At 72.1% G+C, this 8,507-nt stretch carries 10 protein-coding genes; 3 read left to right on the top strand and 7 right to left on the bottom strand.

Translation table 11 applies throughout. The features are described from left to right. Nucleotides 1–25 precede the first annotated feature (25 nt). Both ACYVAQ_RS02210 and ACYVAQ_RS02215 read right to left on the bottom strand, forming a co-directional pair. Nucleotides 26–784, bottom strand: coding sequence for an enoyl-CoA hydratase-related protein (locus ACYVAQ_RS02210; protein WP_460786818.1), 759 nt, complete (start codon nucleotides 782–784; stop codon nucleotides 26–28). A gap of 130 nt (nucleotides 785–914) precedes the next feature. Beyond that, complete coding sequence (locus tag ACYVAQ_RS02215) at nucleotides 915–2,105, bottom strand: RimK family alpha-L-glutamate ligase (RefSeq protein WP_460786819.1); 1,191 nt, start codon at nucleotides 2,103–2,105, stop codon at nucleotides 915–917. 39 nt (nucleotides 2,106–2,144) lie between these two features. Between ACYVAQ_RS02215 and ACYVAQ_RS02220 the strand changes: the two genes are divergently transcribed. Together ACYVAQ_RS02220 and ACYVAQ_RS02225 are read left to right on the top strand one after the other, a co-directional pair. Next, nucleotides 2,145–2,660, top strand: a complete 516-nt coding sequence (locus ACYVAQ_RS02220) for an ATP-dependent zinc protease family protein (RefSeq protein WP_460787065.1) — start codon at nucleotides 2,145–2,147, stop codon at nucleotides 2,658–2,660. Beyond that, on the top strand, nucleotides 2,650–3,642 hold the full coding sequence (locus tag ACYVAQ_RS02225; protein ID WP_460786820.1) for a succinylglutamate desuccinylase/aspartoacylase family protein: 993 nt from the start codon (nucleotides 2,650–2,652) through the stop codon (nucleotides 3,640–3,642). The genes ACYVAQ_RS02220 and ACYVAQ_RS02225 overlap by 11 nt, the downstream gene beginning before the upstream one ends. Here the strand turns inward: ACYVAQ_RS02225 and ACYVAQ_RS02230 are convergent. Both ACYVAQ_RS02230 and ACYVAQ_RS02235 read right to left on the bottom strand, forming a co-directional pair. Continuing rightward, the gene (locus ACYVAQ_RS02230; RefSeq protein ID WP_460786821.1) at nucleotides 3,624–4,931 is read right to left on the bottom strand and encodes a hypothetical protein; all 1,308 of its coding nucleotides are present in this window, start codon (nucleotides 4,929–4,931) and stop codon (nucleotides 3,624–3,626) included. The two genes, ACYVAQ_RS02225 and ACYVAQ_RS02230, sit on opposite strands and share 19 nt — an antisense overlap. Beyond that, complete coding sequence (locus tag ACYVAQ_RS02235) at nucleotides 4,928–5,416, bottom strand: SigE family RNA polymerase sigma factor (RefSeq protein ID WP_460786822.1); 489 nt, start codon at nucleotides 5,414–5,416, stop codon at nucleotides 4,928–4,930. Before ACYVAQ_RS02235 ends, ACYVAQ_RS02230 begins: the two co-directional genes overlap by 4 nt. Nucleotides 5,417–5,557: 141 nt before the next feature. Here ACYVAQ_RS02235 and ACYVAQ_RS02240 point away from each other — a divergent pair, with 141 nt between their 5' ends. Further along, nucleotides 5,558–6,313, top strand: coding sequence for a tyrosine-protein phosphatase (locus ACYVAQ_RS02240; RefSeq protein ID WP_460786823.1), 756 nt, complete (start codon nucleotides 5,558–5,560; stop codon nucleotides 6,311–6,313). 109 nt (nucleotides 6,314–6,422) lie between these two features. On the opposite strand, the gene ACYVAQ_RS02245 is transcribed toward ACYVAQ_RS02240, so the two are convergent. The 3 genes from ACYVAQ_RS02245 to ACYVAQ_RS02255 all read right to left on the bottom strand — a co-directional run bounded on the left by ACYVAQ_RS02245 (nucleotide 6,423) and on the right by ACYVAQ_RS02255 (nucleotide 8,323). After that, complete coding sequence (locus tag ACYVAQ_RS02245; protein ID WP_460786824.1) at nucleotides 6,423–7,550, bottom strand: YihY/virulence factor BrkB family protein; 1,128 nt, start codon at nucleotides 7,548–7,550, stop codon at nucleotides 6,423–6,425. A 69-nt stretch (nucleotides 7,551–7,619) separates the two neighbouring features. Further along, nucleotides 7,620–7,835, bottom strand: coding sequence for a hypothetical protein (locus ACYVAQ_RS02250; protein ID WP_460786825.1), 216 nt, complete (start codon nucleotides 7,833–7,835; stop codon nucleotides 7,620–7,622). A gap of 8 nt (nucleotides 7,836–7,843) precedes the next feature. Continuing rightward, nucleotides 7,844–8,323, bottom strand: a complete 480-nt coding sequence (locus tag ACYVAQ_RS02255; protein ID WP_460786826.1) for a hypothetical protein — start codon at nucleotides 8,321–8,323, stop codon at nucleotides 7,844–7,846. Between the last annotated feature and the right edge of the window lie 184 nt (nucleotides 8,324–8,507).

Raw genomic sequence — 8,507 nt, forward strand, 5'->3', positions numbered from 1 at the left:
GCAACGACGTGTTACAGCGACAGGGTCACTTCTTTCGGTTGAGGAAGGCGATCATCGCCTCCCGCGCCTCGTCGGAGGCGAAGAGCCGGCCGGACAGGGCGGCGAGCTCGTCGGTGCGGGCGGCGATGTCGGCGATGAGCGGGGCGTTGAGCAGGGCCTTGGTCTCGCGCAGACCCTGAGCGGCGCCGGTCGCGAGCTGACCGACGAGCGTGGTGACGGCGGCGTCGAGCTCGGCGGCCGGAACCGCCTTCGTCACCAGCCCGTACGCCGCCGCCTCGGCGCCGCTGAAGACCTCACCCCCGAGCGCGGTGAGCGAGGCGGCGCGCTGGGTCATCCGCGGGAAGACGGTGAGCGAGATGATCGCCGGCGCCAGGCCGAGCTTGACCTCGGTGAGCGCGAAGGTGGCGTCCTCGGCCACGATCGCGATGTCGGAGGCGGCGACGATGCCGATCCCGCCGGCCCGGGCCGCGCCCTCGACGACCGTCACGACCGGCTGCGGCAGCGACAGGATCTGTCGCTGCACGGCGGCGATCGTGCGCAGCCCCTCCTCCAGCGGCACGGTGGAGGCCTCCGACAGGTCGGCGCCCGAGCAGAAGACGCGCCCCGACGACCGCAGCACCACGACCTTCGCCTCGTCACCCTCGCCGACCGCGGTCAGGTGGTCGACCAGCTCGGAGACGAGCTGGCGGGAGAGCGCGTTGCGGTTGTGCGGGCTGTCCAGGGTGATGGTCGCGATGCCGTCGGCGACCTCGAGGTGGACCAGTTCGGTGGCGGGCTCAGTCACGGGCCCATCCTGCCAGGGGTCGGGTGCTCGCAGATTTCCCAAGGTATGTAGGGATGCCAGAGCCTCCCTGGCGCTGCAGCGCTTGGGATGCGCGGATTTCCCTACATACCTTGGGAAATCTGCAGCAGCATCAGTCCTCGTGGATCGGCTGCTTCGGCAGCTTCTTCACCCGCGCCCGCCGCTTCGGCCGCGCCGGGATCATCCCGCGCATCTCCTCGAGCCGGCCGAAGCAGAGCAGCCGGTCCTCGGCGGCGAGGACGTGGTGCGGGAAGGGGTTCGGGATGACCTGGGTGCCACGGTGCAGCGTGAGGACGGTGATGTCGCGGTCGCGCAGGCCCGACTCGCCGAGGGTCTTGCCGACGAAGGCTCCGTCGCCGTGGACGACGATCTCGGCCACGCCGTACCCGGTCGAGACCGCGAGCCGCTCGCGCACGTCGATCTGCGGGAAGGCGACCTGGTTGTCGATGTAGTCGATGATCGCGCCGGCCACGTCGAGGTTGGTGGCGGCCTCGATGCCCTGCAGGCCGGGCGAGGAGTTGACCTCCATGACCAGCGGTCCGTCGTTGCCCTCGAGCATGTCGACGCCCGCGACCTTGAGCCCCATGATCTGTGCGGCCCGGACGGCCGTGCGCTCGAACTCCGGGTCCAGCTCCACCCGCTCGACCGACCCGCCGCGGTGCACGTTGGAGCGGAACTCGTCGCCCTGCGCCGTACGCCGCATCGCCGCGACCACGCGGTCGCCCACGACCAGGGCGCGCACGTCGCGCCCCTTGCTCTCCTTGATGAAGCTCTGGATGAGCACGTTCTGCCGGGTCGACTGCAGCGTCTCCACGATCGCCTCGGCGACCTTGAGGCCGGGCGCCAGGATCACGCCGATGCCCTGCGTGCCCTCGAGCAGCTTGATGACCACCGGCGCGCCGCCGACCTGCTCGATCGCGGGGATCACGCCCGCCCGGTCCTGCACGAACATCGTCTGCGGCATGTCGATGTTGTGCCGCGAGAGGATCTGGAAGCAGCGCAGCTTGTCGCGCGAGTTCGTGATGCCGCTCGCCGTGTTGGGCGTGTACACGTCCATCTGCTCGAACTGACGCACCACGGCGGTGCCGAAGTAGGTGATCGAGTTGCCGATGCGCGGCAGCACCGCGTCGTAGTCGGACAGCGGCTTGCCCCGGAACTGCAGGTCCGGTAGGTCATTGGTCAGGTCGATGCCGAACCGCAGCGTGTTGAGGACCTTCACCTCGTGCCCGCGGTCGAGCGCGGCCGTGCGAAGCCGCTGGGTGCTGTAGGACCGCGGGGCCCGAGAGAGGATCGCGAGTTTCATAACGGTTGATGACCGACCTGATTGGATAGCGACGTGGTGATGGAGGCGGGACGCTCCCGGAGAGCGCAATCCCATTCAAGCAGCACCGCCGTCAACGCGGGGTGGCGAGAGTGGGTGGGCCTGCCCGACCTCGGCGTCGAGCACGTCAAGGCCAAGCTCGACACCGGTGCCCGCACCTCCGCCCTGCACGCGTTCGACCTCGTCGAGCTCGAGCGGGACGGCGTTCCCTGGGTCCGGTTCTCGATCCACCCGTGGCAGAAGACTGCCGACGACGCGCGCACCGTGGAGCTGCCGGTGCACGACCGCCGGACGGTCCGCAGCAGCACCGGCCACGTCCAGCAGCGGTACGTCGTCCGGATGCGGCTCGAGCTGCTCGGCCGCACCGTCGACGCGGAGGTGACCCTCACCCGCCGCGACGCGATGGGCTTCCGGCTGCTGATCGGCCGCGAGGCGCTGCGCCAGGGCTTCCTGGTCGACTCGGGCCGCAGCTACCTGGGTGGTCGTCCGCCCAAGCAGGTACGCCGCCGCAACCGCGGGGTCGCCGATGGCGCGTGAGTCCTTCGCGATCGGCAACGTCCGGGTGCGGGCCGGCTCGACCAAGGACGTCGAACTGCCCATCACCCGGCTCGTCACCGGCGGCGACGTCAGCCTGCCGGTGCGCGTCGTCCACGGGCGCGAGCCCGGCCCTGTCGTGTGGCTCTCCGGCGTGATCCACGGTGACGAGGTGCTCGGCGTCGAGGTGATCCGTCAGGCGCTGGCGGGGCTGTCGGCCAAGACCTTCCGCGGCACGCTGCTCGCCGTCCCCGTCGTCAACGTCTTCGGCTTCCTCGTCGGAGACCGCTACCTGCCCGACCGGCGCGACCTCAACCGGTCCTTCCCGGGTTCGGCCCGCGGCTCCCTCGCCAGCCGGATCGCGCACCTGTTCATGACCGAGGTCGTCACCAAGTGCGAGCTCGGGATCGACCTGCACACGGCCGCGGACCGGCGTACCAACCTCCCGCAGATCCGCGCCGACCTCGACGACCCGCGCACCCGCGAGCTCGCCGAGGCCTTCGGCGCCCCGGTGATGCTGCACGCCCGGCTGCGCGACGGCTCGCTCCGCCAGGCCGCCCTCGACGTTGGTGCCCGGGTCCTGCTCTACGAGGCCGGCGAGATCCTGCGCTTCGACGAGGAGCCGGTGGCGATCGGTGTCGCCGGCGTACGCCGGGTCCTCGAGGCGATGGGCATGGTGGACCCGACCCCCGACGCCGGGCCGGCGCCCCAGGTCGCCGAGTCGCGGGAGAGCGGCTGGGTGCGGGCCCGCAGCACCGGCATCTGGCACACCGATGTGCACCTCGGCGACTGGGTGGAGTCCGGGCGGCGGATCGGCGGCCTGTCCGACACCTTCGGGCGCCGGGTCCGCCTGGTGTACGCCGACCGCACCGGCATCGTCATCGGGCAGACCTTGGCGCCGATCGTCAACGCGGGCGATGCGCTCGTGCACATCGCCCGCGCCGACCGGCCGGAGCCGTACGAGGATCAGTCCGACAACCCGTAGAGCCCCATCGCGACGTACGCCGCGGTGCCCTCCACCCGCGCGCCGACGGTGCGCATCGACCCGTCCAGCGGGCCCAGCTGCTCCGACGCGGGTCCCGTCGCGTGCGAGAACCCGAACCCGTCGAGGTCGTGGCCGTCGACCTGGCCGAAGACCGTCGTCGTCCCCGGACCGACCGGGTTCCCGGCCAGCACCATCATCAGCCGACCAGGGGCACCGGGGAACGGGAGCCGCCAGCTCTGGCCCTGCCGGAGCGTCGTGGGGACCCGGGCCTCGAGGGCCCAGGTGTGCCCCCCGGCCTCGATCGTCCGCGGCAGGCTCAGCCCGTGCGGCTCGGGGATCGCGGGCTGCGCGATGACGTACGCGCCGATCCCGAGCCGTGCGTGCGGGTCGACGAGCGGCTGCCCGCCGTGGTGGTCGAGGAGGCGCACGGTGATCCGCACCCGCTGGCCGGCGCGGTACGCCGTGCGGAACGGGCCGAGCCGGCTGCCGGCGCCGGGGTCGAAGGTCGGCGAGGCCGAGCATCCCGCGCCCCACGCCGGCCGGCCGTCGATCTCACCCTCGAGCCAGGCGTCGCCGTGCCGACCCGATCCGGTCACGCTGCACAGGTCGGCCAGCACGAGCCTCTGGCGGCCGGGGCCGGGCATCGTGACCGTCAGGGACAGCGTGGTGGCGCCCTCGGGAGCGATCCGGGCACCGACGAGCCGGCGGTCCGCGACGTCGCGCCGGTAGCTGATCCCGTCGGTCGTCACGCCGTCGGGCGGGGTGCTCGCGAGCCGGTAGACCGCGAGCGCCGTACGGCTCGAGCCGCGGACGCTGACCGTCGTACGGCCCGCGCCCGGGTCGATCCGGACGAAGTCGCCGAAGTCCGGCCGCGAGGAGTGGAAGGTCCCCGACGGCGTCGTGACGCGCACGCGCTGGTCGGCGCCCTGCGTGGCCCAGGAGACGAGGACCGGCGCGTCCGTGGGATCCACGGTCACCGTGGCGAGCGTGCTGCCCTCGGGAGCCGCGGTCGTGGCGGGGTGGTCGAAGGTGTAGCCGGTGGAGGTCAGGGTGGTGGGTACGACGACGCCGAGCACCCGCGCCACCGGAGCCGGGGGGCGGTCGGAGTGGCCGAGGGTGAGCCCGGCCGCGACCAGGGCGAGGACGGCGGCCGCGCCGACACCCGCGACCCTCCGGCGGCGTACGACGCGCACCCGGCGGGCGATCGCCGAGGACCGGGCGCCGATCTCGACGTCGTGGATCTCGGCGTGCTCGGCCAGGGTGTCGCGCAGGTCGTGGATGGTGTTCACAGCTCCTCCTCGGTGACGAGCGCGGGATCGATGCGCAGCTTGGTGAGCGCCCGGCTGCACTGGCTCTTGACGTTGCCGACGCTGCAGCCGAGGACGCGGGCGGTCTCGGCCTCGGTGAGGTCCTCGAAGTAGCGCAGCACCACCACGGCGCGTTGCCGGCGGGGCAGGCGACCGAGCGCCTGCCACAGGTCGTGCGCGCTGCCGGAGCTGTCGGCCGCGTCGGCGACGCCCTGCTCCGGCAGCTCGTCGGTGGCGACCTCGCCGTTCCACTTCCGGCCCCACCAGCTCGCGTAGGTGTTGACCAGGATCTTGCGGACGTAGGGCTCGGGCTCGCCCGAGATCCGGCGCCAGGCGAACCAGGCCTTGGTCAGCGCGGTCTGCAGCAGGTCCTCGGCCTGGGCGTGGTCACGGGTCAGCAGGTACGCCGTGCGCAGCAGCGCCGTCGAGCGGGCGGCCACGAACGCGTCGAAGTCGACCTTGTCCACCTGGCCTCCCGTACGGCCTCCCGAGGCACTCCCACGCCGGGAGTCGGTCATTGCGGTCATACCCTCCACCACCGGCTGGCCGCGCCGAATGGTTGCACGGGTGTTCATCTGCCGCCCGCACGGCGCTCCTAGGGTGAGGGCATGACCGAGAGCTCCGAGCTGCTGCGGCTCGCCACGGCGGACAACTTCCGCGACGTCGCCGGGCCGGGCTACGCCACACCGGACGGGCGTCGCCTGCGCACCGGCGTGTTCTACCGCTCCAACGACCTGCGGCTCAGCGACGTCGACCTCCAGGCGCTCACCGCGCTCGGCCTGACGGCGATCATCGACCTGCGCGCGCCGTCGGAGATCGAGCGCCACCCGGACCCGGAGGTGCCCGGGGCGCGGGCGCTGCACTTCGACGCCATCGGCATCCCGATCGAGCGGCTCGCGCAGCTCACCACGCACGTCGACGCGCTGCAGCTGATGGAGGACGTCTACCGCAGCTTCGTGACCGTCCCGCACTCGCGCGAGGCGTTCGGTGCGGTGTTGCGCCAGCTCACCGAGGACGGCCCGCAGCTGTTCCACTGCTCGCAGGGCAAGGACCGCACCGGCTGGGTCGCCGCGCTGCTGCTGCACATCGCCGGGGTCGACGACGCGACGATCGAGGCCGACTACCTGCTGACCAACGCCCGCACGGCCGCCAGCCGAGGCCGGGTCGAGGCCGAGATCCGCAAGGCCGGCGGCGAGGCGCTGCTCGCCGTCTTCGAGCCCACGCTCGTCGTCGACGTCGCCTATCTCCGCGATGCCTGGGCCACCGCCGAGGAGGAGTACGGCGACCGGGCCGGCTACCTGCGCGACGGGCTCGGCCTCGACGACGCCGTCCTGGAGCGGCTGCGGGAGCGCCTGCTCGCCTGACCGGCTGGGTTTCGACTCGCCCATCGCGCCCTCGCAAGCTCGGCCGCGAGGCTCGCTCAACCTGGCCGCACGACGCCGTGCGCTCGTTCCTCGCGCACCGCTGTGCGTCTCAGATGGAGGGCGGGAGCTCGCTGAGGTCGATCAGCTGGGTCTCCTCGTCGGCCGCCTCGGGTCGTGGTGGGGAGCCGGGGATGTACTGCTTGATGACCTCTTCGGTGCGCGGGTTCAGCTCGATCTCGTGGGTGTCGCCGTCGCGACCGTCGAAGCGCACCGTCACGGTCTGGAAGCCCTTGTGGCGCTGCATCTGGGTGTACATCGCGTAGGCCCGGCGGTCGGCGTCGGTGAGGTCGACGCGGTCGGTGAACGGGGTGAGGAGGGCGCGGGGCCACAGCCGGCGGGCGAGGACGACGTTCACCTCGATGCCGAGCAGCGCCATGATCGCGCCGATGTAGAGCAGACCCATCAGGCCGAGGACGACGGCGAAGGTGCCGGTCATGTTGTTGTGCCGGGCGCCGTTGATCACGTTGGTGACGTAGATCGTCCCGATGTGCTGCAGGAACTGCCACAGCACCGCGATCGTGAACGCACCGGGCGCCGCGCGGGTGACACCGGCCTTGATGCTGCGGGCGGCGGCCATCCGCAGCAGGACGGTCAGCATGCCGCCGAGGATCAGCACGGTGAGCAGCCGCACCAGCCAGAAGAACCACTCGTGCGTGGACAGGGCGCCGACCAACCGCGTGGACGTGAGGATCGAGGAGCCGATGGAGATGCCGAGGATCGCCGTACCGGCGACGACGAGGATGACCAGGCTGTTGACCCGCGTCATCACCGGGTGCGGGCGGCTGTTGCGCGGCACCGCCCAGGCCGCGGACTGCACGTTCTGCAGGGCGAGGCCGAGGCCGACCGCACCGTAGATCGCGGCGAGCGCGCCGACGACGATGCCGCCGGTCGAGCCCTGCAGGCCCTCGGGTCGCCCGAGCGCGTCACCGATGATGGGGAACTGGCCGAGCGCGGAGTCGAGGACCTCCTCCTGCAGCTTCTCGTTGCCCTGCAGGATGAAGCCGAGGATCGAGGTGGCCAGCAGCAGCAGCGGAAAGATCGACAGGAACGCGTAGAACGTCAGGATCGCGGCGAGGTAGTTGCCCTGGTCGTCGAAGAACTTGTAGATGACGGCCAGCGGGAACCCCGCCCAGGGACGCTCGCGCTGCCCCCGGTCCAGATCCTCGACGAAGCCCACGGTCGCAACCTATCCCGTGTCACGCCGCCGACCGCGCAGACCCGCACCCGACCCCCGCCGTGCGCTCCCTCACGGGTGCAGCGGCGGCAGCTGGGATCCCGCCGACTGCGCGGCACCGGACAGGAAGGCCGACACCGCGTCGGCCGCGGTGTGGCGCGGGGACCAGCCCAGCTCGGCCCGTGCTCGAGCGGTCGAGAGAAGAGGTACGGCGAGCAGCGCGTCCGCCAGCGAGCCCGGCACCCGCGCGAGCCGGGCCAGCCAGCCCAGCTCGAGCGCCCCGGTCACCACGACCCTCATACGACGGCCCGCTCCCGGGTGACGGCGAGGTGGAGCCGCCGCAGGCGTTCGAGCTGCCGATCGGCGCGGTCGATCAGCTCCTCGAGCAGGTCGATGTCCAGACGCGGCTCCTCCTCGGCGAGGGTGCGCAGGGCGTCCCAGCCGCAGCGCTTGCCGTAGACGGCGTCGCGCAGCGCCTCGAGCTCGACCACGTCGGTGAGCGGCGAGCGGTGCAGTACGCGGCCGTTGGGCTTGAGCCGGCCGAGCTCGGCGCCGATGCGCCCCAGCGTCGTACCGATGATGCTCGGTCTGACGCCCAGGTCATGCATGACGCCACGCAACGTGTCCCGGTCGTCCTCGACCTCGTGGGCGACCTCGGCCACCGCGACGGCAGTGGCGGGATCGCTGTGGGTGCGCGCGACCCGGCGGAACAACGAGACGCCCGCGGACGCCGCGGTCCAGTGGTTCTGCAGGTACCCCTCGAGCACGTCGTCCATGCCGTGCCGTACCCAGCCGGGCCCGGTGCACACCGGGCCCGGCGGAGTGAGGCCGTTGAGGGTGGCTCGGGCTCGGAAAGCCCGGGCGAGGAGGCGGAGGGCGCGAGGAACGAGCAACCGGAGCCGAGGAGAACGGGCTTTCCGAGGCCGGGCCGGCCCTCAACCATCCAGCCGTTGAGGGTCG

Source organism: Nocardioides maradonensis (assembly GCF_054777115.1).

Excerpts from the sequence above, each read along its gene's own strand:
- ACYVAQ_RS02225 (WP_460786820.1), top strand. The coding sequence starts at position 2,650 with ATGGCGCGTGAGTCCTTCGCGATCGGCAACGTCCGGGTGCGGGCCGGC.
- ACYVAQ_RS02220 (WP_460787065.1), top strand. The coding sequence starts at position 2,145 with ATGGAGGCGGGACGCTCCCGGAGAGCGCAATCCCATTCAAGCAGCACC.
- ACYVAQ_RS02255 (WP_460786826.1), bottom strand. The coding sequence starts at position 8,323 with ATGGACGACGTGCTCGAGGGGTACCTGCAGAACCACTGGACCGCGGCG.
- ACYVAQ_RS02215 (WP_460786819.1), bottom strand. The coding sequence starts at position 2,105 with ATGAAACTCGCGATCCTCTCTCGGGCCCCGCGGTCCTACAGCACCCAG.
- ACYVAQ_RS02240 (WP_460786823.1), top strand. The coding sequence starts at position 5,558 with ATGACCGAGAGCTCCGAGCTGCTGCGGCTCGCCACGGCGGACAACTTC.